General features: G+C 74.2%; 21 protein-coding genes. 11 read left to right on the top strand and 10 right to left on the bottom strand.

All coding sequences use genetic code 11. The features are described from left to right. The first annotated feature begins 154 nt into the window (after nucleotides 1-154). Nucleotides 155-883, top strand: a complete 729-nt coding sequence (locus tag IE98_RS0100940) for an exonuclease domain-containing protein (protein ID WP_030262392.1) — start codon at nucleotides 155-157, stop codon at nucleotides 881-883. A gap of 31 nt (nucleotides 884-914) precedes the next feature. On the opposite strand, the gene IE98_RS49960 is transcribed toward IE98_RS0100940, so the two are convergent. The 3 genes from IE98_RS49960 to IE98_RS0100925 all read right to left on the bottom strand — a co-directional run bounded on the left by IE98_RS49960 (nucleotide 915) and on the right by IE98_RS0100925 (nucleotide 5,235). Then, complete coding sequence (locus IE98_RS49960; RefSeq protein WP_234443361.1) at nucleotides 915-1,886, bottom strand: polysaccharide deacetylase family protein; 972 nt, start codon at nucleotides 1,884-1,886, stop codon at nucleotides 915-917. A 116-nt stretch (nucleotides 1,887-2,002) separates the two neighbouring features. Next, complete coding sequence (locus IE98_RS0100930; RefSeq protein ID WP_030262387.1) at nucleotides 2,003-2,890, bottom strand: phosphotransferase enzyme family protein; 888 nt, start codon at nucleotides 2,888-2,890, stop codon at nucleotides 2,003-2,005. A gap of 113 nt (nucleotides 2,891-3,003) precedes the next feature. Further along, nucleotides 3,004-5,235 carry an MMPL family transporter gene (locus IE98_RS0100925; protein ID WP_052390012.1) on the bottom strand — a complete coding sequence of 744 codons (2,232 nt, stop codon included), beginning with the start codon at nucleotides 5,233-5,235 and terminating at the stop codon, nucleotides 3,004-3,006. A gap of 490 nt (nucleotides 5,236-5,725) precedes the next feature. Here IE98_RS0100925 and IE98_RS0100920 point away from each other — a divergent pair, with 490 nt between their 5' ends. The 6 genes from IE98_RS0100920 to IE98_RS0100895 all read left to right on the top strand — a co-directional run bounded on the left by IE98_RS0100920 (nucleotide 5,726) and on the right by IE98_RS0100895 (nucleotide 12,387). Beyond that, nucleotides 5,726-7,969, top strand: a complete 2,244-nt coding sequence (locus tag IE98_RS0100920; protein ID WP_030262382.1) for an MMPL family transporter — start codon at nucleotides 5,726-5,728, stop codon at nucleotides 7,967-7,969. A gap of 302 nt (nucleotides 7,970-8,271) precedes the next feature. Next, nucleotides 8,272-8,475 carry a cold-shock protein gene (locus tag IE98_RS0100915; RefSeq protein ID WP_030262380.1) on the top strand — a complete coding sequence of 68 codons (204 nt, stop codon included), beginning with the start codon at nucleotides 8,272-8,274 and terminating at the stop codon, nucleotides 8,473-8,475. Nucleotides 8,476-8,649: 174 nt separating this feature from the next. Then, entirely contained in the window at nucleotides 8,650-10,305 is a 1,656-nt protein-coding gene (locus tag IE98_RS0100910) for a DEAD/DEAH box helicase (RefSeq protein ID WP_030262376.1), read from the top strand. A gap of 218 nt (nucleotides 10,306-10,523) precedes the next feature. After that, nucleotides 10,524-10,844: a hypothetical protein gene (locus IE98_RS0100905; protein ID WP_030262374.1), complete on the top strand. Its 321-nt coding sequence runs from the start codon at nucleotides 10,524-10,526 to the stop codon at nucleotides 10,842-10,844. Beyond that, a complete protein-coding gene (locus tag IE98_RS0100900; RefSeq protein ID WP_052389966.1) occupies nucleotides 10,844-11,779 on the top strand; it encodes a WXG100 family type VII secretion target in 936 nt (311 codons plus the stop codon). Before IE98_RS0100905 ends, IE98_RS0100900 begins: the two co-directional genes overlap by 1 nt. A 14-nt stretch (nucleotides 11,780-11,793) precedes the next feature. Next, nucleotides 11,794-12,387 carry a hypothetical protein gene (locus IE98_RS0100895; RefSeq protein WP_030262370.1) on the top strand — a complete coding sequence of 198 codons (594 nt, stop codon included), beginning with the start codon at nucleotides 11,794-11,796 and terminating at the stop codon, nucleotides 12,385-12,387. 7 nt (nucleotides 12,388-12,394) lie between these two features. Here IE98_RS0100895 and IE98_RS0100890 read toward each other — a convergent pair whose 3' ends face one another. Beyond that, nucleotides 12,395-13,255 (bottom strand): helix-turn-helix transcriptional regulator, encoded by an 861-nt coding sequence (locus IE98_RS0100890; protein WP_043173178.1) that lies wholly within the window; start codon nucleotides 13,253-13,255, stop codon nucleotides 12,395-12,397. 116 nt (nucleotides 13,256-13,371) lie between these two features. On the opposite strand from IE98_RS0100890, the gene IE98_RS41870 reads away from it, so the two are divergent. Then, on the top strand, nucleotides 13,372-14,376 hold the full coding sequence (locus IE98_RS41870; RefSeq protein WP_052389965.1) for an SMP-30/gluconolactonase/LRE family protein: 1,005 nt from the start codon (nucleotides 13,372-13,374) through the stop codon (nucleotides 14,374-14,376). Between the two features lie 14 nt (nucleotides 14,377-14,390). Here IE98_RS41870 and IE98_RS0100880 read toward each other — a convergent pair whose 3' ends face one another. Next, nucleotides 14,391-15,488, bottom strand: a complete 1,098-nt coding sequence (locus IE98_RS0100880; protein WP_063748843.1) for a hypothetical protein — start codon at nucleotides 15,486-15,488, stop codon at nucleotides 14,391-14,393. A gap of 105 nt (nucleotides 15,489-15,593) precedes the next feature. Between IE98_RS0100880 and IE98_RS0100875 the strand changes: the two genes are divergently transcribed. From IE98_RS0100875 to IE98_RS48815, 3 genes are all read left to right on the top strand, one after another. Then, the gene (locus tag IE98_RS0100875) at nucleotides 15,594-16,223 is read left to right on the top strand and encodes a TetR/AcrR family transcriptional regulator (RefSeq protein WP_030262359.1); all 630 of its coding nucleotides are present in this window, start codon (nucleotides 15,594-15,596) and stop codon (nucleotides 16,221-16,223) included. Then, on the top strand, nucleotides 16,220-16,675 hold the full coding sequence (locus IE98_RS48820; protein ID WP_030262356.1) for a hypothetical protein: 456 nt from the start codon (nucleotides 16,220-16,222) through the stop codon (nucleotides 16,673-16,675). Before IE98_RS0100875 ends, IE98_RS48820 begins: the two co-directional genes overlap by 4 nt. 193 nt (nucleotides 16,676-16,868) lie before the next feature. Beyond that, entirely contained in the window at nucleotides 16,869-17,042 is a 174-nt protein-coding gene (locus tag IE98_RS48815) for a hypothetical protein (RefSeq protein ID WP_159400794.1), read from the top strand. Nucleotides 17,043-17,055: 13 nt separating this feature from the next. On the opposite strand, the gene IE98_RS0100860 is transcribed toward IE98_RS48815, so the two are convergent. The 5 genes from IE98_RS0100860 to IE98_RS0100835 all read right to left on the bottom strand — a co-directional run bounded on the left by IE98_RS0100860 (nucleotide 17,056) and on the right by IE98_RS0100835 (nucleotide 22,395). Next, nucleotides 17,056-17,835, bottom strand: coding sequence for a sirohydrochlorin chelatase (locus IE98_RS0100860; RefSeq protein WP_052389964.1), 780 nt, complete (start codon nucleotides 17,833-17,835; stop codon nucleotides 17,056-17,058). A gap of 11 nt (nucleotides 17,836-17,846) precedes the next feature. Next, on the bottom strand, nucleotides 17,847-18,746 hold the full coding sequence (locus IE98_RS0100855; RefSeq protein WP_030262350.1) for an ABC transporter permease: 900 nt from the start codon (nucleotides 18,744-18,746) through the stop codon (nucleotides 17,847-17,849). Next, nucleotides 18,733-19,542 (bottom strand): ABC transporter ATP-binding protein, encoded by an 810-nt coding sequence (locus tag IE98_RS0100850; protein ID WP_030262348.1) that lies wholly within the window; start codon nucleotides 19,540-19,542, stop codon nucleotides 18,733-18,735. Before IE98_RS0100850 ends, IE98_RS0100855 begins: the two co-directional genes overlap by 14 nt. Before the next feature lie 134 nt (nucleotides 19,543-19,676). Beyond that, nucleotides 19,677-20,825: an aliphatic sulfonate ABC transporter substrate-binding protein gene (locus IE98_RS0100845; protein ID WP_078660692.1), complete on the bottom strand. Its 1,149-nt coding sequence runs from the start codon at nucleotides 20,823-20,825 to the stop codon at nucleotides 19,677-19,679. Nucleotides 20,826-21,075: 250 nt separating this feature from the next. Continuing rightward, nucleotides 21,076-22,395 carry a sulfate adenylyltransferase subunit 1 gene (locus IE98_RS0100835; protein ID WP_030262339.1) on the bottom strand — a complete coding sequence of 440 codons (1,320 nt, stop codon included), beginning with the start codon at nucleotides 22,393-22,395 and terminating at the stop codon, nucleotides 21,076-21,078.

The raw sequence follows: 22,395 nt of genomic DNA, 5'->3' as shown, positions 1-22,395 counted from the left end.
CCGCCGGGCGACCCGACCGGCGGGGCTGTCACTGGTGCGGGCGATGATGGTCCCCGTCACGGCAGGAGCGACGGAAGGAGCGCCGGATGACGACCCGGAGGGGGACGCCGACCGCACCCGCCCACCACGGCCACCGCACGGCCGGGGGCCCACGATGAGCTGGCTGGCCGCCGGCCTGCTGGCCTTCGACCTGGAGACCACCGGCACGGACATCGAGAACGACCGGATCGTCACCGCAGCCCTCGTCCGGCTGGAGCCGGACGGCACGGTCTCGCGGGAGCACCACTGGCTGGTCGACCCGGGCATACCGATCCCGGCGCAGGCCACCGCCATCCACGGCATCGGCACCGCACAGGCCCGCGAGCGCGGGGTGGCCGCGGCCGGCGCCGTGGAGGAGATCACCCGGTCCATAGCGGAGGCCCTCGGCTCCGGCACACCGCTGGTCATCATGAACGCGCGCTACGACCTGTCGCTGCTCGACCGGGAGTGCCGCCGACACGGCGTCAGCCCGCTCTCGGCGCGGCTCGGCGGCACGCCCGCGCCGGTCATCGACCCGCTGGTGCTGGACAAGCACGCCGACCGCTACCGCCGCGGCAAGCGGAACCTGCAGGCGCTGTGCGAGCACTACGGCGTGGTGCTGGACGGCGCGCACCAGGCCGGTGCCGACGCGGTGGCCGCGGCCCGGGTGGCCCGCCGGCTCGGCGAGGCCTTCCCCGCGGTGGGCGGCGTCGGGCTCGCCGACCTGCACGCGCTCCAGGTGCGGGCCGCCGCGGAGCAGGCCGCGTCCTTCCAGCAGTACCTGCGCCGCACCTCGGACCCGCAGGCCCGGATCGAACCGGCCTGGCCCGTGGTGCCCTGGCCCGCCGCGGCCGCGGCGGGCTGACCGCGGCCCGGTCCGTCGGTCGGGCCCCGGGTCAGCCGCCGGCCGGGAAGTCGAAGGTGTAGCCCTGCGCGACCAGCCAGGGCAGGAGCTGGCGCAGCGCCTCGATCGTCTGGCTGCGGTCGCCGCCGCCGTCGTGCATCAGCACCACCCCGCCGGGGCGCAGGTGCTGCTGGACGTTGGCGACGATCGCCGGGACACCGGGCCTGGCCCAGTCGCGGGGGTCGACCGACCAGCCGAGCGAGCGCATGCCGTGGTCGACCGCGATCTGCTCGTTCTCGGCGGTGAAGTCGCCGCCGGGGGCGCGGAACCAGGCCACCTCGGCGCCCGGACCGGCGGCCCGCAGGATCGTCTGCTCCGCGTCGGCGATCTCGTGCACCTGCTGGTCGTGGCTGCGGGTGTGCAGCGGCTGCGGGTGGTCGACGGTGTGGTCGCACAGCCGGTGACCCCCGGCGAGCACGAGGCGGACGGCCGCCGGGTCGCGGTCGACCTCGTTGCCGACCATGCAGAAGGTCGCCTTGGCGTGGTACTGCGCGAGCAGGTCGAGGATCGGACGGGTGGCGGGGCCCGGGCCGTCGTCGAAGGTGAGGGCGACGGTGCGGCCGCCGCTCGCGGTGGACCGGAGCACCTGGTGGCTGCGGGTCGGGCTGCCGCTCGGGGTGTGGCCGGACGGGCCCGTGGTGGCGCCCGGCGCGGAGGGGGCCGCACTGCTGCTGCCGCCGGGCGCGGCGGTGGTCGGCGCCGCGGTGGTGGCGGAGGCGCTCGCCGAGGGCGGCGCGCTGCGCTGGGCGGGGACGGCCGGGGTGGCGCTCGCGGCGGCCGACGGCGATCCGCTCGTGGCGGCGGTGTCGCGCGGGGTGACGGCGGCGGCCGTGGTGCGGGCGCCGTCGGCGCTCGCGGTGCGTGCGTGGGTGGCCGAACCGCAAGCGGCGATCACGGTGGGCGCGAGCAGCGCAGCGAGGCCGAGGCCGAGGGTGCGACGGGATCGGGGGCTGGGCATCCGCATGGTGACGACTCCTGACGTCGTACCGGCCACCCCGGGTGGGGGCGTGTGCCGGGGACGACGTCAGGCGCGGACCGCCGGTTCCGTCGTCGGGTACGAACGGACCCGGTTGTCGGGTCTCAGAACGGATACCAGCGTACGGAGGCGTGACCGTCGCGCAAGGAGTCCACCCGGCGGCGGAACTCGGCCGCCGCGGCCGGGTTGCCGGGGACGTGCTGGGCGACCCAGGCGGCGCTCGCCGTCTCCCGGGCGCCGCGCAGGACGGCGAAGCCGTTCCACTCCCGGACGTCCCAGCCGTAGGCCGCGGTGAAGTCCCGGTACTCCTCCTCCGGTACGCCGTACCGGTCGTGACTGAGCGCCAGGACGACGAGGTCGTGCTCGCGCAGGTCGTGGCCGACGTTCTCCAGGTCGAGCAGGACGGGGCCGTCCGGGCCGACGTGGACGTTGCGGGGGAGGGCGTCGCCGTGCACCGGACCGGGGGCGAGGTGGGGGGTGAGTTCGGCGGCCGCCGTGACGAAGCTCTCCTTCCGGGCGCGCAGGAAGGCGGTGTCGGCGGGGTCGACGTGGCCGGCCGCCGCGGCGAGCCATCCGTCGACCGGGGCCAGCAGGTCGCGGGGGCCGAGCGGGGGGCTGTCGGGGGCGGGCAGCGTGTGCAGGGCGCGCAGCAGCGGCGCGAGGTCGGCCGTCCGCGCCGGGCGGACGGGGTCGGGCAGCCGGTGCCAGAAGGTGACCGGGTGTCCGTCGGCGGTCACGGGCTCGGTGTGCCGGGGGCGGACGACCGGGATGCCGGCGGCGTCCAGCCAGTCGGCGACGGCCAGTTCGCGGGCGGCGCGGGGCAGCAGCGCGGGGCTGCGGCCGATCTTGGCCACGAGTGCCGGGGAGCCGAGGTCGAACACGGCGTTCTCGCCGAGGGCGAGCAGCCGGGCGCCGTCCGGTGCGGGCAGTCCCGCGGTGCGGCAGGCGCCGGCCAGCAGGGTGCGGGCGCGGGCTTCGTCGAAGGCGGTCACGGCGGGCTCCTCGGTGCGGTCCGGACCATCCTGGCGCACGGCGGCCGGACCCCGCGTGCTGCGGGGCCCGGCCGTGCGGTGGTCGTTCGTGCGGTGGTCGTTCGTGCGGAGGGTCAGACCCGCGCGCCGCCGGCGGACTGGCCGTCCGGCAGGTGCAGGCCGGCCGGGGCGGGCGCGGCCGGGGTGACCGGCGGGAAGGACTCGCCGTGCGAGAGGTTCGGCAGCCAGTTCAGCCAGCGCGGCAGGTACCAGTTGCGCTCCCCGAGCAGGCTCATCACGGCGGGCAGCAGCACCGCGCGGATCACGGTGGCGTCGATCAGCACCGCGACGGCGAGGCCGGCGCCCATCTGCTTCATCGACTGCATGGACAGCGTGCCGAACACCGCGAACACCCCGACCATGATCACCGCGGCGCTGGTCACCACACCGGCGGTGGAGCGGATGCCGTGGGAGACGGCGGCCCGGGTGGACAGGCCCCGGTCGTGCGCCTCCTTGATCCGGGAGACCACGAACACGTGGTAGTCCATGCTCAGGCCGAAGAGGATCACGAACAGGAAGAGCGGCACCCAGGACTCCACCGCGCCCACCCCGGCGGTGCCGAACAGCGAGGCGCCCACGCCGTGCTGGAAGACCAGGGCGAGCACGCCGTACGCGGCGCCGACCGACAGCAGGTTGAGCACCACCGCGGTGAGCGCGATGCCGAGCGAGCGGAACGAGCAGAGCATCAGCAGGAAGGCGAAGGCGACGACGAAGCCGAAGACCGGGAGCATCGAGTCGGACATCTGCTCGTTGAAGTCGTGCGAGCCCGCGGTGCTGCCCGTGACCGGGGCCTCCGTTCCGGGCACTTTGAGCACCGTGTTCGCCACCACGTCGCCCCGCAGCGCCTCCAGGGCCGCGGTGCTGGCGTCGTCGTTGCCGGTGCCGACGAGGGGGACGTCGACCAGGGCGACGTTCTGCGCGCCGTGCACCGTCACCTGGATCGGCTCGTGCATCTTCCCGGTGGCCAGGGCCCGGGCCTTCAGGTCGGCGAGGGCCTGCTTCATCTCGGGGGAGTCGACGGCGCGGGCCTTGACCACGACGAGGGCGGGGGCGGGGCTGCCGGGGAAGGCCTTCTCGATCCGCTGCGAGGTGGCGACCAGGGCGTTGCCCTTCGGCAGCTGCTGCTGGAAGGTCAGGTTGGCGGTGTGCATGGTGAGCAGTGGTGCGGCGAGGCCGAGCAGCAGGCCGCCGGCGAGGACGGTGGCGGCGAGCGGCCGGTTCAGCACGGGGGTGAGCAGGGCGTTCCAGACCCGGCCGCCGGCGGCGGCCTCGCTGCTGCGGAGCTTGTGCAGCAGCGGCAGGCGGCCCTTGTCGACCCGGTCGCCGAGCATCGACAGCAGGGCCGGCAGCACGGTGAGCGAGCCGAGCACGGCGGTGATCACCACGACGATGGTGGCGGAGGACATCGCCTGGAAGTCGGCGATGCCGGTGAGGAAGAGGCCGGCCATGGCGACGACCACGGTGACGCCGGAGACCAGCACGGCCCGGCCGGAGGTGGCGGCGGCGACCCGCAGGGCGGTGGCGGCGTCGCGTCCGGCGGCCCGCTCCTCGCGCTCGCGGCGCAGGTAGAAGAGGCAGTAGTCGACGCCGACGGCGAGGCCGACGAGCAGCATCACCGAGCTCGCGTCGTCGCTGGTGTGCAGCAGGCCGCTGGAGAGGGCGACCAGGCCGCCGGCGGCGATGAAGGCGGTGAGCGCGAGGACGACCGGCAGCACGGCGGCGACCAGGGCGCCGAAGGCGATCAGCAGGATGCCCAGCGCCAGCGGGACGGCCGTCCACTCGGCGCGCTGGAAGTCGTTCTTGAACCGGTCCTGGAACCACTTGCCGGAGCTGGCCTCGCCGAACTCCTCGACGGTGAGGTCCTTGTGCTTCGCCTGGACCCCGGCGACCGCGTCGAGCACGGCCGGCACGTTCTCCACGGCCTTCTCGCGGTCCTCGCCGGCCACGCTGAACTGCAGCAGCGCGGAGTGCCGGTCGGCGGAGACCGCGCCGGTGTCGTACGGGCTGCGCAGGTCGGCGGCCCTGCCGGTGGCCCGGACGGCGGCGGCGGCCTCGTCGACGACGGCCCGGAAGGCCGGGTCGTCCGCGGTCAGCGCGGCGCTCTGGACGAGCACGGTCTCGCCGGCGGGGGTCTTGATGCCGGCGTCGTCGAGGATCTTCGCGGCGCGGGAGACCTCGCCCGGCATCGCCTCGGAGTCGGTGACCTTGGTGCTGCCGTGGAGGCCGCCCAGGAACGCGGCGAGGACGACGAACAGGAGCCAGCCGAACACCGCCGTCTTGCGGTGTCTCGCGCTCCACGCGGCCATGGCGGCGGCGAGGCCGAGCTTGGGTGTCACAGGTCCCCCAGGGAGAGCGGCGGGTGCGGTCCGCCGGAGCTTGGTGCCGGTGTTCCCGGCTGCTGGAACGACCCTAGGAAGCGGGGAGTTGACGGAGTATCCGGCTGGCGGGTGAGTCGACCCTGGGCCTGCCCGGAGGGCCGTGGTGGGGTTTTCCCCACCCCGATCTCCTCCTCCGGGCCGGTCTTCGGCTCCACCCTGAGGGGGAGGGGGATCCGCCCGGAGCAGGAGGTGCGCGGCGGCGGCGCAGGTCAGGATGGTGGCGGGAAGCAGCCGGTACCCCCTAGGGGTGCCCGTCGGGCCGGGGTTACCTGCCGACCGGCTAGTGGCATCGCATAGGATGCTCCCACACGTACTTGCCTGCCGACCGGCTAGGGATTCTCCCCGGGCCGGTCCTGCCGTTGCCCGGTTTCCGTCCCCCGAGGGCTGCGGTGAACCATGCCCAGGAGGCATCACGAGCATGTTCCACCGAATCGGAGACTTCGTCGTCAGGCGGGCCTGGTGGGTGATCGGAGCGTGGCTGGTCGCAGCCGTCGCGATCATCTCCACCGCTCCGACGATCACCGCGCAGACCGACGAGAGCGCCTTCCTCCCGAAGCACTACGAGTCGATCCAGGCCGCCGAACTGCAGGCGAAGGCCTTCCCGGCGAACTTCTCGCCGGGCGCCTTCGCGCTGTTCGAGCGCACCGACGGCGGCAAGCTGACCGAGGCCGACAAGGCCACCGCCGAGAAGGTCGCCAAGGGCCTCGCCGACAAGCACATCGAGTCCGTCGAGACCGTCCTGCCGGTCGGCAAGACCTACGCCCCGGACGGCACCTTCGGCATGTCGATGATCGCCATCGACAAGAAGGTCATGCAGAAGCCCGAGGCCGCGGACGCCGCCAAGGCGCTGCGCGAGGCGGGCACCGAGCTGACCGCGGGCACCCCGGTCAAGATGCTGCTCGGCGGCCCGGCCGCGAGCATCCTCGACCAGCAGGACTCGTCCAAGCTGGCCGAGGCCCTGATCGGCATCGGCACCGTCGTGATCATCCTGCTCACGCTCTGGCTGATCTTCCGCAGCCCGATCGTCGCGCTGCTGCCGATCGTGTCGATCTTCGTCTACTCGATGGTGGCCAACGGTCTGATCGCCGACGCGAGCAAGGTCTTCGGGCTGAAGGCGGACAACTCGATGTCCGCCATCCTCATCGTGGTGCTCTTCGGCGTCGGCACCGACTACTTCCTGTTCCTGATGTTCCGCTACCGCGAGCGGCTGCGGGCCGGGGACGACCGCAAGGAGGCCGTGGTCAACGCGGTCGGCCGGGTCGGCGAGGCGATCGCCTCCGCCGCGGGCGCCGTCGTCGCCGCCTTCGCCGTCCTGGTCTTCTCCAGCCTCGGCATGTTCACCGCGCTCGGCCCGTCCCTGGCCATCGCCGTCGCGGTCACCGCCTTCGCCTCGGTCACCCTCGTCCCCGCCGTGCTCTCGGTGCTGCCCGAGCGGGTGCTGTTCCGCCGGGTCGTCGAGTGGCTGCGCTGGGACGGCCGCCACCTGGCCTGGCTGGCTCGCGGCGCCCGCGGCCCGCGTCCGGCCGGCAACTTCCAGAAGCACTGGATGCGGCAGGCCAAGGGCACCCGCTTCGCCGCGCTCGGCGGCGGCGTGCAGCGCCGTCCGGCGGTCGCCGCCCTCGCCTCCGGCCTGGTGCTGATCGCCCTGGCCGCCGCCGCCCTCGGGTACAAGGGCACCTTCGACCTGGCCAGCGGTTCGATGCCGAAGACCAAGGAGTCGATGGTCGTCCAGGACCGGATGATGAAGGGCTTCTCGGCCGGCGCCGCCGACCCGAGCCACGTCTACCTGACCGCGACCGGCGGGGCCAAGCTCGACACCGCCGGCCTGGACGCCTACCGCACCGCGCTCGCCGGGACCCCGGGCGTCGCCGCCGTGCCCGCCGAGCGCACCCAGCTCAGCAAGGACGGGCTCACCGCCGACATCACGGTGATCCTCAAGGACGCACCCGCGACCAACAAGGCCATCGACACCATGGGCGGCCTGCGCGACACCGCCCACGGGTCCGCCCCGAGCGGCACCGAGGCCCTGGTCGGCGGTCAGACGTCGATCTTCAAGGACATCAACACCGCGATGGTCCACGACTACACGCTGGTGTTCCCGCTCGCCGCGCTGCTCATCCTGGTCATCCTGGCCCTGCAGCTGCGCAGCGTGGTCGCGCCCTGGTACCTGATGGCCTCGGTCGGTCTCGGCTTCGGCGCCACCCTCGGCGCCACCTCGCTGATCTTCCAGAGGATCGGCGGCGAGCCGGGCCTGATGTTCATGCTGCCGATCTTCATCTACCTGTTCGTGGTCGCGATCGGCACCGACTACAACATCCTGATGATCGCCCGCCTCCGCGAGGAGGTGAAGGAGGGCCGCAGCCCGCGCGAGGCCGCCGGCCAGGCGATCAAGCACGCCGGTCCGACCGTCGCCGCGGCGGGCTTCATCCTGGCGGCCACCTTCGGCACCATGCTGCTGGCGGGCAACTCGCTCTTCAGCCAGATGGGCTTCTCGATCGCCTTCGGCATCATCATCTCGGCCTTCGTGATGGCGATGTTCTTCACCCCGGCGATCACCGCGCTGCTGGGCCGCGCGGCCTGGTGGCCCGGCCACCAGGACGCCGCCGACCACGACGGCCCCGCCGTCCCGCAGGCGGAGCCGCAGCCGGCCGGCCGGATCTGACCGCACGATCCGGAGCACCCGCGGGCGGGGCACACGAACGGACGTGTGTGCCCCGTCCGCGGGCCGTTCAATCGCGGGGCGCCCCCGGTGTGACGAGGAGAACTCTCCCGATCATCGCGGGGCGCCGCCGTGCTACAGTCGAAGCAGTTGCAGTTTTGGTTCCCATGAACGTGCGTGTGCGCCTGCGGCTCCACCCGCCAGGCGCATTTGTTTTATCCGGTGTTTTGTCTCCGGATGGGGATCGCGGCTACTCGGGGTCTGCGAGGTGCAGACCCTTGATGCCCCAGAATGAGGAGACGGTTATGGCTACCGGCACCGTGAAGTGGTTCAACAGCGAAAAGGGCTACGGCTTCATCGAGCAGGACGGCGGCGGCGCCGACGTCTTCGCCCACTACTCGAACATCAACGCCCAGGGCTTCCGTGAGCTCGTCGAGGGCCAGAAGGTCGAGTTCGACGTCACCCAGGGCCAGAAGGGCCCCCAGGCGGAGAACATCCGCCCCATCTGAGTCCGGCCAAGCCGACTCACGCATGACGAGTGAGGGTCCGCACCTGCGGGTGCGGGCCCTCGCCCATTGCCGCCGAACGGCCGGGGCGGCCCCGCATCCACTCCTGACGGCCGACCCGCAAAGGTCCGGGCGCACGGCATCGCCGTGCCTGCCGGCCGATCAGGACGGAGCAGCATGACCGATCAGGCACGCCCGCAGCGCACCACCTCCCGCCGGGCCCCGGGCACCGGCCGCCCCCAGCGCGGTGGCGGCCCCCGCGGCGGCGCCGAGCGCCGCATGCAGCGCGCGCCGCGCGCCGCGCGCCCCACGGCCGCCGAGAGCCAGGAATTCACCGTCGTCGAGGGCACCCCGGCCCGCCCGCCGGCGGCCACCTTCGCCGAGCTCGACATGCCGAAGGCGCTGCTCACCGCGCTGGCCCGGGAGGGCGTCACCGAGCCCTTCCCGATCCAGTCCGCGACCCTGCCGGATTCGCTGGCCGGCCGCGACGTGCTCGGCCGCGGCCGCACCGGCTCCGGCAAGACCCTCGCCTTCGGCCTGTCGCTGCTGGCCCGCACGGCCGGCAAGCGGGCCGTCGCCCGCCGCCCGCTCGCCCTCGTCCTGGTGCCCACCCGTGAGCTCGCCCAGCAGGTCACCGAGGCGCTGAGCCCCTACGCGCAGGCGCTGCAGCTGCGGATCGCCACCGTCGTCGGCGGCATGCCGATCGGCCGGCAGGCCAACCAGGTGCGCCGCGGCGTCGAGGTGCTGGTCGCCACCCCCGGCCGGCTCGACGACCTGATCAACCGCCAGGACGTGGCCCTCGGCGACGTCACGGTGACCGTCCTCGACGAGGCCGACCAGATGGCCGACATGGGCTTCCTGCCCCAGGTCAGCAAGCTGCTGGAGCAGGTCGCCGAGGGCGGCCAGCGGATGCTGTTCTCCGCCACCCTCGACCGCAACATCGACCGGCTGGTCCGCCGCTTCCTCGACGACCCGGTCACCCACTCCGTCGACCCGTCGGCCGGTGCGGTCAGCACCATGGACCACCACGTCCTCCAGCTCGACCCCGCCGACAAGGCCTCCACCACCGCGCACATCGCCTCCCGCGAGGGCCGGCTGATCATGTTCGTGCACACCAAGCACGGCGCCGACCGGCTCGCCAAGCAGCTGCTGGCCAGCGGCGTGCGTGCCGCCGCCCTGCACGGCGGCAAGTCGCAGCCGCAGCGCAACCGGGTGCTCGACCAGTTCCGCGACGGCCGGGTCACCGCGCTGATCGCCACCAACGTCGCCGCCCGCGGCATCCACATCGACGGCCTCGACCTGGTCGTCAACGTGGACCCGCCGATCGACCACAAGGACTACCTGCACCGCGGCGGCCGCACCGCCCGCGCCGGCGAGTCCGGCACCGTGGTCACCCTCGTCCTGCCCGAGCAGCGCCGCGAGGTCAACCGGCTGATGGGCACCGCCGGGATCCGGCCCACCGTCACCAAGGTCCGCCCGGACGACGCCGAGCTGCGCCGGATCACGGGTGCCCGCACCCCGAGCGGCGTGCCCGTCGCCATCGTGGTGGCCGAGCCGGCCGCCGACGCCGAGCAGAACGGCGAGAAGCCGGCCCGCGCCGGTGCGCCGCGCCGCCGTCCCGGCAAGCGCTCCGCACTGCCGAAGGACGTCGACGCCAGCGGCAACGCCCGTCAGCCCCGCCCCAAGCAGCGCATCGGCGGGGGCAGCGGCGCCGGCAACGGCCGTACCGCGGCCGGCTTCATCGGCCGCTCCTCCGGCCGGGCCAAGCCCGGCTCGGGCTCGCGCAGCGGCGCCAACTACGGCACCGGACGGCAGCGCCGCGACCTCGGCTGACCCGCCGTCCACGAAAGGGGCGCCACCCGCTTCGGGTGGCGCCCCTCCGCCTTTTCCCGGATACCGCCGGATCACCGACCAACCCTCACATCACCCTCCCCTCCATTGCGAACAGGTGTGTTAGCTTCTTTGTCCGTTCATGGTCCTTCCTTGACCTGAACCGGAAGTTCCGTCAATTCGGCGCCGCACCGGGCGCACCGCACGGGGGAGGACACGTCGTGTCAGGGGAGTACCGCGTCGATCCGGAGGCGCTGCGGCGATTCGCCCGCACCTCCGCCGACCGTTCGGAGAAGCTGCGCGCCATCCGCGCCGAACTCGGCGCCCACCGGCTGTCGCCGGACGCCTTCGGCAAGCTGCCGGAGGCCGAGCAGACCGGCCGCGACTACGCCGAGCGCGCCGACGCCGCCGTCGAGAACCTCACCTCGGCCGCCGACACCATGGCCCGCATCGACGAGCACGCCCAGGGCGTCGCCCGCTCCTACGAACAGGCCGAGGCCGAGACCGCCGAATCGCTCAACGCCATCGCCAGGGGGCTGTGATGTCCGGTCCCGTGTCCGGCGCCGTCGACGCCTACACCAAGATCAACCAGTGGATGAGCCCGCTGGGCAGCGTGATCGACGAGATCATGCGCCCCATCGTCGAACCACTCGCCGAACCGCTGGAGTTCGTCACCGGCGACCCCGAGGGCCTGGAGGCCGCCGCCCAGCTCTGGCGCCGTCAGGCGACCGAACTGCGTGAGGTCGTCGCCGACCAGCGCCGGGACCGCGCCGCCCTCGCCCACGACTGGCAGGGCGAGGCCGCCGAGGCGTTCCTTCGGGAACTCGCCGAGTACGAGACGGCCCTGGAGGCCGAGGCGGACGACATGGACGCCACCGCCGAACTCCTCGACGAGGCCGCCGCCGAGAGCCGGATGGCCCAGGACCTCGTCGAGACGGTCATCCGCGAACTCATCGAGTGGGCGATCATCACCCTCGCCGCCTCGCTCGCCTTCAGCGTCGTCACCGCCGGCATCTCGCTCGCCGCGGAGGCCGCCGCGGCCGCCGCCGAGGGCACCATCGCCAGCGCCCGGATCGCCAACCTGGTCGCCAAGCTGGCCCGCGCCCTGAAGAAGATCGAGGAGGCGATGAAGGCCCTCAAGGCGGTCTCCAAGCGCCCCCACCTCAACCCCAAGAAGCCCTGGACCTGGAACCGGCCGATCGATGTGCCGGCCTACCTCGCCAAGAAGGGCACCAAGATGATCGGCAAGGCCGCGCTGCACGGCATCGGCCTCACCGGCGACCCGGTCGGCCAGACCGTCCAGCAGGCCGTCCAGTCCGGAGCCGGCATCGTCGCCGACGAGATCGACGACCGGATCGCCGGCAACCCGCACCCCTCCACCGCCGCCCGCGAACACGCAGGCATCGCCCAGCCCCGCCAGGCGCCGGAGCTCACTCCGGAGGAGCGCAAGGCCCGCTTCGACGCGGCCTTCGGCTGACAGGAGGACCGACCGTGCTCAACCGCGACCGCGACATCGTCACGCCCTTCCTGCAGCCCGGCGAGCACCTGCTCGGCGCGGCCTCGATCAGCCTCGCCCCCGGGATCCCGCACCCGCCGGCCGACCTGATGCCGCAGCGGCAGCCGAGCGAACTGGAGCAGAAGCTCGGCAGGAGGTTCAACGTACTGCGCCGCGCCTACGCCGCCGTCAACCCGGTCTCCGCCGCCGTCGGCGCGGTCGGGGACCGGATGGCGGACGCCGTGCCGGACTCCGTCTGGCACGGCGAGGGCATGGCCGGCGGCTGGCACAGCGCGGCCGGCCTGTTCGTCCGCCGGATGCACGAAGGCGCCGCCGCCACCGGCACCTTCGCCGTCACCGACCGGCGCCACCTCGTGGTCGTCGACGGCTCCAGGCCGTGGCAGCTCAAGGAGCAGTACGCGCTGCACTGGGAGGCGCCCCGGCAGGCCGTGACGCTGCACCGCAACCCCGCCGGCGTCCTGCAGCGCGGCCGGATCGACCTGCACTTCGCCGACCGGTCCTGGGCGGGCATCACCACCCCGATGCCCGCCACCGCCGACGAACTCGCCGCAGCCGCCCGGCACGGCTGACGGCCGGTCAGACCGCCGCCGCCGAGGGGACCGGAACGAGCCGCCGCAGCCGCTCCCCGGTCTCCTCGTCGCGCGGCGCAGCCACCACCAGCTGCAGCCCGCCCGGCGCGCGCAGCACCACCTGGTCCAGCCGCAGCAGGCCCACCACCTCGTGCCGGACCTCCTTCTCGCATCCGGTCTTCTCGCTCACCCGGTGCTCGTCCAGCCAGCGGTCCGCCTCCGGGAAGGACGCCCGCAGCCGCCCGATCACCTCCGTGAGGCGCCGCGCCGCCGGCGAACCCGACCCGCCCCGCTCCCCGTACGCCGCCCGCAGCTCCGCCAGCGTGCGGCGGGCGTGCTGCTCCCAGTCCACCGTGCGGCGGCGGATCCGGTCGTCCGCGAACACCGTCCAGGCCAGGTTGCGGTCCCCGGGCGGCATCCCGGCGAAGCCGAACATCGCCTCCGCCGGGGCGTTCCACACCCGGATGTCCCAGTCCGCGTCCATCAGGAACGCCGGCGCCGGATCCTGCGCGTCCACCAGCCGCAGCAGCGCCTCCGGGACCTCCGCGCCGTCCGCCTCGTCCGAGGCCCCCCGGTGCGGCGCCGCACCGGCCAGCCGGAAGAGGTACGCCGTCTCCGCCGCGTCCAGCCGCAGGGTCCGGGCCAGGCTCGCCAGCACCTCCGGCGAGGGATGGATGTCCCGGCCCTGTTCCAGCCACGTGTACCAGGTCACCCCCACCCCGGCCAGCAGCGCCAGCTCCTCCCGCCGCAGCCCCGGCGTGCGTCGGCGCACACCCGGTGCGATGCCCACGTCCGCCGGCGTCAGCGACGCCCGGCGGGTCCGCAGGAAGTTCGACAGCGCCTGCCGGCGCACGTCCCCCTCGGCCATGGATCCTCCCCCTGACTCCTGGTAGCCCGACTACCAGTATCGCCACGCACTGCTGCGCCGCCGCACCGGGCGGAAGGCTGGACACCGTCCGAACAACGCTCCTGACGGGACGACAGATGAACCTGCGCGCACGCAGCGCCCTCCTGATCACCGCCCTCGCCGCGGCGGTCGCCGCCGGACCGGCCCTGCCGGCCGCCGCGGCACCCGCCCACCACCGGCCCGCCGCGATCACCGGCACGGCCGACACCCTCCACCCCGAGGGCGCCACCTGGGACGCCGCCCACGGCCGCTTCCTGGTGAGCTCGCTCCGCCACGGCACCGTCTCCGCCGTCCGCGCGGACGGCTCCGTCACCACCCTGGTCGACGACCCCGCGGTGCTGGTCTCCGCCGTCGGCATCCACGTCGACGCCGCCCGCAACCGCGTCCTCGTCGCCAACGGGGACCCGGGCGTCTCCGTGCGCACCGCCCCCGGCGGCTCCGGGCGGATCGCCGGCATCGGCGCCTACGACCTGACCACCGGCCGGCGCCTCTTCTACACCGACCTCGCCGCGGTCGCCGCCGACGGCGGGTCCCACCTCGCCAACGACCTCGTCGTCGGCCCCGACGGCACCGCGTACGTCACCGACTCCTTCGCCCCGATCGTCTACCGGGTCGCCCCGGACGGCGCCGCCGGCGTCCTCGTCCGGGACAGCCGGCTCGCCGCCCCGCAGGGCGGGTTCGGCCTCAACGGGATCGTCCGGCAGGGCCGCACCCTGCTGGTCGGCAAGTACGACGACGGCACCCTGTGGCGGCTGCCGATCGACCACCCGCAGCAGCTCGCCGAGATCCCCGTCACCGGCCCCGCGAACGCTCTCACCGGCCTCGACGGACTGCTGCTCCGCCCGGACGGCACCCTGCAGGGCATCACCAACCGCCTCGGCGGCACCGGCGCCACCACCCGCGTCGACCTCCGCTCCGCGGACGGCTGGCGCACCGCCCGCACCACCGTCCACCCGCTGACCGACCCGGCGCCGACGGTGCTCACGCCCGGCCCGGCGGGCAGCGTGTACGTCCTCGACGGGCGCCTCGACCTGCTCTTCGCGGGGACGCCCGTCGACACGTTCACGCTGCACCGGATCTGACGGCAGGGAAGCCGTCAGGGGCGCGGGGAACCGCGCAGTCCGCGGGCGGCCGCAGCAGCGACGGGGGCCGGACCCCGGTCGGCACCGCGAGCCGCCTCCGCACCGCGCAGTTCTTCCCCGCCCTCCGGCCGGGAGGAGCCTCCGGCGGGCCGGCGGGCCGCCGTGAGGCCGACGGCGGCGAGGCCGAGGCCGGTCCAGAGGGAGAGGGTGAGCAGCGGGCCGCCCGCCCCTGCGCCGTCGAAGTACGAGACGGACCGCAGCAGCGTCCCGGCCGCGCCCGGGGGCAGCTGCTGCCCGAGGACGCCAGCCGGGGCGGGGAGCAGTTCGGGGGCGGAGGCGACGCCGGAGAACGCGTTGCCGATCAGCACCATCAGCAGCCCGGCCACCCCGAGGCCGGCCGTGCCCAGCAGGGCCGCCGTCCCGGCCGAGGTGGCGCCGACCGCGAGCACCGTCAGCCCGATCACCCCCGCCTCGGCCCACCAGGCGCCGGTCAGCGCCCCCAGCCAGCTGTGCGCGACCCCGGCGCCGACCAGGCCGGTGAGCAGGGCGGCCCCGGCGAGCGCCGCGATCGCCCGGCCGCCGCGCAGCCGCAGGACCGTCACCACCGCGCCGGACGCCACGCCGGCCAGCACCAGCGGCAGCAGGCCGGCGCCGAAGACCGCACCCCGCGGGTCGGCGGCGGGGGTCGGCACCACGTCCGTCACGTGCACCGCCGTGCCGGCGGGGGCCGCGGACTCGGCGGCGGTGCGGAGCAGCTGGGCCACGGTCGGGCCCGCGGCCGGGGCGGTGAGCAGTTCGGGGCCGCCGGGGGCGGCGACCAGGGCGCCGTAGACCTCGCGCTGCTCGACCGCGTGCCGGGCGGCGGCCGCATCGGTGTAGTGGTGGACCTCGAAGGCGCCGGGGTGGGCCGCCAGCCGCTGTTCGACCGTGGCGGTGGCGGCGGCCGGTCCGGCGACGCCGATCGGCAGGTCCCGCGGGGCGAGCCGGGAGGCCGGCCAGGCGAAGGCCCACAGGGCGAACGCGGCCAACAGCGGCACCAGCACCCAGACGGAGACGAGGCGGCGGACGGCGGGGGCGGACCCGGGGGAGGCGGGCCCGGGGGAGGCGGACATGGCAGCCCCTCGATTCAAAGAGAAGGATCGTTCGTTTTACGTGGCCCACTCTCCGGCCGCCCGTCGCACTTGTCAAGAATGAACGTTCGTTTTACGGTGGACCTCATGGCCCGCGTATCCCAGGCACACCTCGACGCCCGCCGCCGGCAGATCCTCGACGGCGCCGCCCGCTGCTTCGCGCGCAACGGCTTCCACGCCACGTCCATGCAGGACGTGCTGCGCGAGTCCGAGCTGTCCGCCGGGGCCGTCTACCGCTACTTCGCGGGCAAGGAGGAGATCGTCGCCGCCATCGCGACGGAGGCCTTCGGCGTGATCCGGGCCGCCTTCGCCGAGGCCGCCGCGACCGTGCCGCCGCCCACCCCGGACGTGCTGCTCGGCCGCGTCCTGCGGGCCGTCTTCGACCAGGCCCCGCCCGAGGGCGACCGACAGGCCTTCGCCCGCCTCGTCGTGCAGGTCTGGACGGAGACCCTGCGCAATCCCGCCCTCGCCGCCGCCCTCGACGAGGGCTACACCGCGATGCGGGCCGCCTGGACCGGCCTGGTCGGCAGCTACCGCGCGTCCGGCCTGATGCCGCCCGGACCGGAGGCCGACCACGTCGCCCGCACCCTCATCGCCACCGCCCAGGGCTTCATCGCCCAGCAGGCGCTGTTCGGCGACGCCGACCCGGCGGTCGTCGAGGACGGCCTGCGCGCCCTCGCCTCCATGCGCACCGACCCCGCCCCGGAGACGCAGTGACCGCCGTACCCGGCCCGGCCGAGGCGCTCGACCTCCAGGAGCGGGCCCTGGACGCACTGCTCGCCGAGCTCGGCCTGCCCTTCGAGGAGCCGGACGACCCGCGGGTCGCCCGCCTCGCCGAACGCCACCCCGACTACCCCCAGTACCACCGCATCGGCCACAAGCGGCAGACCGCCTACCGCGCCCTCACCGCCGACCGCGGCCTCGCCCGCGCCCACGCCGACGCCGTCCACCGGGCCCTCGTCCACGACGACGACCCGAGCTCCCCGCGCTGGCTCGCCGCCGTCCTCGTCAGCGCGATCGGCGCCCGCGGCCTCCAGGAACGCCTGCTCACCACCCTCGCCACCGGCACCCCCCACCAGCGCCGCTGCGCCGCCCACGCCTGGCGCTGGGCCGACGCCGACCCCGCCGACCCCCGCTACCTGGCGCTCCTCCCGCGATCGGGTGCGTGATCGTCCGGATCCACCGCGAGCGGCTCGCCCTCGACCTGCCGTTCCCGATCGACATCGACCTGACCGACCCGGAGCGCCGGCTCCGGGATTCCCCGCGTGTCCGTGTCGGGGGATGGGTAGGGTGCCCGGCATGCGATGCGGGATGTGCGGGTCTCAGCGGCTGAGTCCGGTGGGGGAACTGACGACGGATTCGATGGCGACGGAGCGGATGCGGCTCCGCTTCCCCCGGCCGGGGAGATTCAAGTCGCGGCCCACCTTCACGGTCACCTTCGCCCGCGCCTGCCGGGACTGCGGCACCCTCTACCCCTGCCTCGGCGAGTACGAGCGGATGCAGCTGGACGCCACCGCGGACGGTCTCGCCGAGTGAGCCGAGGCGCGCCTCAGGCCGACAGGGCCGCGGGTGCGGTCGCGGCGAGCCGGACGGCGGTGTCGTAGCGCTGCAGCAGGAGTTCGGCGACCTCGGGGGCGGCCCCCAGAACCTCGGCCAGCAGGTCGGCGCCGTCCGCGGCGGCCGCGATCCGGTCCGGCAGCAGTCCGGGGGCGAGCAGGTAGGGGGCGACGGCCACGGTGCCGGCACCGGCCGCGCGCAGGGCGGCGACGGCCTCGGGCACCCGCGGGCCGGCCGCGGAGGCGTACGCGACCTCGACGCCGGCCCAGCCGCGGCTGCGCCGCCAGGCCTCGGCGACCGCCCGGGTGGCGGCGTCGGCGGCCGGGTCGGAGGAGCCGGCGGCGGCGAGCACCACGCCGGTGCGGGCGCGGACGGCCGCGGAGGCGGTGTCGAGGCCGGTCTCCGCGAGGCGCCGGTCGAGTGCGTCGAGCAGCAGCGGGGAGGGGCCGAGCACGTCGGCGAGCGGCAGGTCGGCGCCGGCGGCGCGCAGCGCGGCGGGGATGTCGCTCTTGGCGTGGAAGGCCCGGTTGAGCAGCAGCGGGACGGCGACGGCCGCGCCGAACCGACCGGCGACCTGGGGGATGCGCGGGGCGCAGTGGTCCAGGTAGGCGGTGGCGACGGTGAGGCCGGGCCGCAGGGCGCGGACGTGGTGGACGAGCGCGTCCACGGTGGCGGCGTGCCGCGGGTCGCGGCTGCCGTGGGCGATCAGCAGCAGGGCGGGGCCGCCCGCCCCGCCGTGGCGGGCGGGGGCGGGCGGGGTACCGGTGCGCACGGTCGGCGTCCTCAGCGGCTGGTGACCAGCAGGCCGCGGTTGCGCAGCACGCGGCGCTCCAGCGGGGAGAAGACCACCAGATCGATCGCCACGCCGACGACGAGGATCAGGACGATGCCGAGCAGCACGCCCGACATGTCGTTGAACTCGCGCTGGTTCTCCAGGTAGCGGCCGAGGCCGAGGCCCAGGTCGGGGGAGGAGGCGATGAGTTCGGCGGCCATCAGCGAGCGCCAGGAGAACGCCCAGCCCTGCTTGAGGCCGGCCAGGTAGCCGGGCAGGGCGGCGGGCAGCAGCACGTGGCGGGCGCCGGCGAGGCCGGTGGCGCCGAGGGTGCGGCCGGCCCGCAGGTAGATCGGCGGCACCTGGTCGACGCCGGACACCAGGCCGTTGGCGATCGACGGGACGGCGCCGAGCAGGATCACCGCGTACATCGCCGAGTTGTTGATGCCGAGCCAGATGACGGCAGCGGGCACCCAGGCGACCGAGGGCAGCGACTGCAGGCCGGAGAGCACCGGGCCGAGCGCGGCGCGGACGGGCTTGACCCGGGCGACCAGCAGGCCGATCGGGGTGCCGATGACGACGGCGGCGACGAAGCCGGAGATGCCGCGCCACACGCTGGTCCAGATGATCGAGAACAGCGTGCCCTCGTACCAGAGGTCGGTGAGCGAGGACCAGACGTCGGCCGGGCTGGGCAGCTTGTCCGGGGTGGTCAGCTCCAGGCTGAAGGCGAGCTGCCAGACGCCGATGACGAGCAGCACGCCGAGCACGGGCGGCAGGACCTTCTGGCGGAGCACCTCGCCGAGCGGGGTGCGCTGGACCTGGACGGAGTCCAGGGCGTCCAGGCCGGCCTCGACGCTGGCGGTGTCCGTGCCCGGGTCCTTGACCAGGGTGGTGGTGTCAGTGCTGGACATGGCGGCGGATCTCCCCACGCAGCTCTTCGGTGATCTCGACGGACAGGTCCGCGACGCCGGAGTCCTCGATGCGGCGCGGCTGGGGCAGGTCGATCCGCCACTCCTTGGCGACCCGGCCGGGCCGGGAGGAGAGCAGGACGACGCGCTGTGCGAGCCGGACGGCCTCGCGCACGTTGTGCGTGACGAACAGGACGGACAGCTTGCGCTCCGCCCAGATGCGGGTGATCTCGTCGTGCAGGACGTCGCGGGTGATGGCGTCGAGCGCGGCGAACGGCTCGTCCATCAGCAGCACGCTGGCGCCCTGGGCGAGCGAGCGGGCCATCGCCACGCGCTGGCGCATGCCGCCGGACAGCTCGTGGACGCGCTTCTTGCACGCGCCGCCGAGCCGCACCAGCTCCAGCAGCCGCTCGGCCTCGGCCCGGCGCTCGGCCTTGGGCACGCCGGCCAGGCGCAGCGCCAGCTCGATGTTCTTGCCGGCGGTCAGCCAGGGGAAGAGCGCGTGGTCCTGGAACATCAGGGCCGGACGGCCGCCGGGCACCTCGATGTCGCCCGCGGTGGGCTTGTCGAGGCCGGCCACCAGGTTGAGCAGGGTGGACTTGCCGCAGCCGGAGGCGCCGAGCAGGGTGACGAACTCGCCGGGGGCGACGTCCAGGTTGATGTCGTCCAGGACGGGGGTGGCGGCGCCGGGCCGGCCGAAGGACTTGTGCACGTGCGAGAGGCGGACGGCGGGCCGGTCGATCGTGGCCGCGGCAGCGCTGGTGGTGGCGGGCTCCGTGGTGGTCAGTGCCGGGGTCATCCGGGGACCTCCTCCGTGAGTGGACGGGCGGCTGGCTGGTGGCTCTCGGGGGCCGGGGTCCGGCCCCGCCCCGCCCGGTGACTGGGCATCGACTGGGCGGGGGCGGGGCGGACCGCGGGGTCAGCGGGTGCGGATCACTTGGCGCCGAGTCCGGCGTCCGCCACGGCGGTCCCGCCCTGGGCCTGGAGCACCTTGTTGAGCGGGGCCAGGTCGTAGATCCCGGCCAGGTTGGGCTTCTTCAGCAGGCCGGCGGTGACGGCGTGGTCGGCCTCGGCCTGCAGGGTGTTCGCCAGCGGGTCGTCGAGGAACTCGATGTCCTTCCACGCCGGGTCGAGGATCGCGGCGTCCAGCGCGTTGCCGGCCGCCTCCTTGATCGCGGCGTTGGCGGCCGCCTTGGCCTGGTCCGGGTTGGCCTTGATGAACGCGTTGGTCTTCACCGAGCCGCGCAGCACGGCCTCCACCACGTCCGGGTGCGCGCTGAGGAACTTCTGCGAGACGATGATGTTGGTGATGACGAACTTGCCGTCCGGCCAGACCTGCTTCTCGTTCAGCAGTTCCTTGGCGCCGAGGCCGATCAGCTTGGACGCGGTCGGCTCCGGCACCCAGGCGCCGTCGATCGAGCCGGACTTGTAGGCGTCCGGGGTGACCTTGTTGTCGGTGCGCACCACGCTGACGTCGCCGGCGCCGGACGCGGCGTCGACCTTGTAGCCCTTGGTGGCCAGGTAGTTGAGGAGGGCCACGTCCTGGGTGTTGCCGAGCTGCGGGGTGGCGATCTTCTTGCCCTTGAGCTCGTCCAGGCTCTTGATCTTGTCGGGGTTGACCACCAGGCGGACGCCGCCGGAGGCCGAGCCGCCGATGATCCGCAGCGACTTGCCGTCGGACTTGGTGTAGCCGTTGATCGCGGGGGAGGGGCCGATCCAGCCGATGTCGATCGAGCCGGCGTTGAGCGCCTCGATCTCGGTCGGGCCGGCGTTGAAGATCTGGGTCTTGATCTTCGTGCCGCCCAGCTCCTTCTGGAACAGGCCCTCCTTGAGGCCGACCAGTGCGGTGCCGTGGGTCAGGTTGGCGAAGTAGCCGATCTTCACGGTGTCCGCGGAGAGCTTGGCGCCGGAGGCGGCCGCGGCCGGGGCCGCCGAGCTCTTGTCCTCGCTCTTGGAGCCGTAGCTGCAGGCGGACAGCAGGCCCGCGGCGGTGAGCGCGGCGACGGCGACCGCGGCCGGCCGTCTGAACCGGCCGCTGCCGAACCGGGTGGAGGTATGCGTGGTGGCGGAGTCGTGTGCCATGGGAGTCGTCCCGTTCACGGGGGCGCCGTGGGAAGCGCCGGTGGAAGTCGGTCGGTGTGGTGCTGACGGCATGTCGACATGCCGGGCAAGCCGGGCCGGTGCCTGCTGTGGGAAGGAACCGGCCCGGTGACAGGGGCTCAGCGCCCCTGTCCGCCCCCACATCGCGTCAGGCCGCCCTGGCCGCTGCCGAGGACGCCGCTGCCGATGCGGCCGCCTTCCTTGTCCATGCCCGAGAACGCCTCGCTGGGCATCAGACCCAGTCCTCCTCGATCGGTTCGGTGGTGGCGCGTACGGTGTCGAAGGCCTCGCCCGCCATGCCGGCGGTGAGGGTGGTGCCGTCGGCCGGGTCGATCAGCAGGAACGAGCCCGTCCGGCGGTTGTCGGTGTAGCTGTCGAGGGCCAGCGGCTCGGCGGTGCGCAGCACCACGTGGCCGATGTCGTTGACCTCCAGGCCGTCGGCACCGGAACGCTGCTCCAGCGTGTCGATGTCGATCCGGTAGGAGACCTCCTTGACCAGCGCGCGCACGGTGCGGGTGGTGTGCTTGAGCAGCACCTTCGCGCCGGGGCGCAGGGCCCGCTCGTTGAGGTGGCAGACGGTCGCCTCGATGTCCTTGGTGGGCACCGGGGCGGGGCCGGCCGCGATCAGGTCGCCGCGGGAGACGTCGATGTCCTCGGCGAGGCGGACGGTGACCGACTGGGGGGCCCAGGCGATGTCCGTCTCCCGGCCGAGCGCGTCGATGCCCGCGACGGTGGTGGTGTGCCCGGACGGCAGGACGGTGACCGGGTCGCCGACCCGCAGCACGCCGGAGGCGAGCTGGCCGGCGTAGCCGCGGTAGTCCGGGTGGGCCTCGGTCTGCGGCCGGATCACGTACTGGACGGGGAACCGGGCCGGCTCGCTGCTGTGGTCGCTGCCGACCGGGACGGTCTCCAGGTGCTCCAGCAGGGTCGGGCCGCCGTACCAGTCCATGTGCGCCGAGGGCTCGACGACGTTGTCGCCGGCCAGCGCGGAGATCGGCACCGCGACGACGTCCTTGACGCCCAGCGAGGCGGCGTAGGAGGTGAACTCCTCGGCGATCGCGGCGAAGACGGGCTCCGCGTACTCGACCAGGTCCATCTTGTTGACCGCGAGGACGACGTGCGGCACCCGCAGCAGCGCGGCGACGGCGGCGTGCCGGCGGGTCTGCTCGACGACGCCGTTGCGGGCGTCGACCAGGACGACGGCGAGCTCGGCGGTGGACGCGCCGGTCACCATGTTCCGGGTGTACTGCACGTGCCCCGGGGTGTCGGCGAGGATGAACCGGCGCCGGGCGGTGGCGAAGTAGCGGTACGCGACGTCGATCGTGATGCCCTGCTCGCGCTCGGCCCGCAGACCGTCGGTCAGCAGCGCCAGGTCGGGCGCCTCCTGGCCGCGGCTGCGGGAGGCGTGCTCGACGGCCTCCAGCTGGTCGGCGAGGACCGACTTCGAGTCGTGCAGCAGACGGCCGACCAGGGTCGACTTGCCGTCGTCCACGGAGCCGGCGGTGGCGAACCGCAGCAGCGAGGTGGCGGTGGTCTCCGGAGTGGTGGTCAT

Origin of the sequence: Streptomyces sp. NRRL B-24484 (assembly GCF_000717715.1) — a bacterium.
Taxonomy (GTDB): domain Bacteria; phylum Actinomycetota; class Actinomycetes; order Streptomycetales; family Streptomycetaceae; genus Kitasatospora.
The sequence above is the reverse complement of the archived record's forward strand: the minus strand, read 5'-3'. Positions and strand labels throughout refer to the sequence as shown.